Annotated in this window: 1 protein-coding gene; it reads right to left on the reverse strand. The window is 49.5% G+C overall.

The genetic code is table 11. The features are described 5' to 3' along the window. Positions 1–32 precede the first annotated feature (32 nt). The coding region (locus tag J7438_RS25875; RefSeq protein WP_209278910.1) for a DUF1302 family protein at positions 33–1027 on the reverse strand (995 nt) is incomplete at its 5' end.

Below are 1027 nucleotides of genomic sequence, written 5' to 3' on the forward strand. Positions count from 1 at the left end.
ACCATAACGAAGCCCTTTATTTTTTCCGGTGATTAAAAGGAGTACGCCACATTAAAGGCGACGTTGTCCCGGTCTCTCTGGGCGCTTTGGCTGTTCCAGGCATTATATGCCAGTTCGGCAGAAATATTGCTGCCATAATCTGCGCTAACCTTGGCACTGTAGCTCATGGCCCCCTTGTCATCCCCATGGAGATTTTCATTGAGTGTCAATGACGGGGATAAGTCCACTCCCGGAAGCACATTGTCGTATGAGCCGCTCAGGACCAGAGTGTACTCATAGGAGCTTTTGCTTAAATTGGAAAAGTTGGACACATCGGTAATGCTGCCGGGAATGATTTTACCGGAAACCTCTGAGATAAGGTTGACATCGTCGGCACCAAGGTTTGGCCCGAAATTGTGGGTGGCGTTGACCGTCCAGGTATATAGCTCGTCACGCCGGTAAAGGTTGGCTTTAGTGCCTGAGGCAACGGTTCCTATGGCACCCAGGTCTGTAGTGCCCCCTGAAGAGCCGCCTGGAACTCCTCCAACTGCAAGGACAGTGACGTCAAGGGCATTTTCGGCCAGGGTTGCAAATTCTGCCCGATTGGTAGAAAACGGCATATTAGGGCGATAGGTGACTTCCATGCCAATACTGGTTTCGCCAATATTACCTGACAAGCTTAAACCATAGAGACGGATATCTTCAGGGTATGCAAGGTCATAATAGGTATCGTTAAGGTAATACAGCCCATCTGCAAGAACTGCAAATGCCCCAGCCCCTGGAGCAGAACTAGCCTGACACAACGCGCCATATTGACCTGAAATATTGTTATCAACAGAGCACACGCCCTGATCCCCTGTTTCGAGAGCAGCATAAGGAGCACGACTGTGATAGTTCATAAAGAACAACGAAGCTTCTACTTCAGAAAATTCATAACGCAGTGCGAGACCAAACTGACCGTCATCTGAAGCATCGATTTTCTGCCCCTGTCGAGCGATAGGTACAATACCATTAGTACCATTCAAACCCGGAGTAAGCGGCACCGCCG

It is taken from the genome of Thalassotalea sp. G20_0 (assembly GCF_017744175.1).
Classification (GTDB): Bacteria; Pseudomonadota; Gammaproteobacteria; order Pseudomonadales; family Endozoicomonadaceae; genus Endozoicomonas.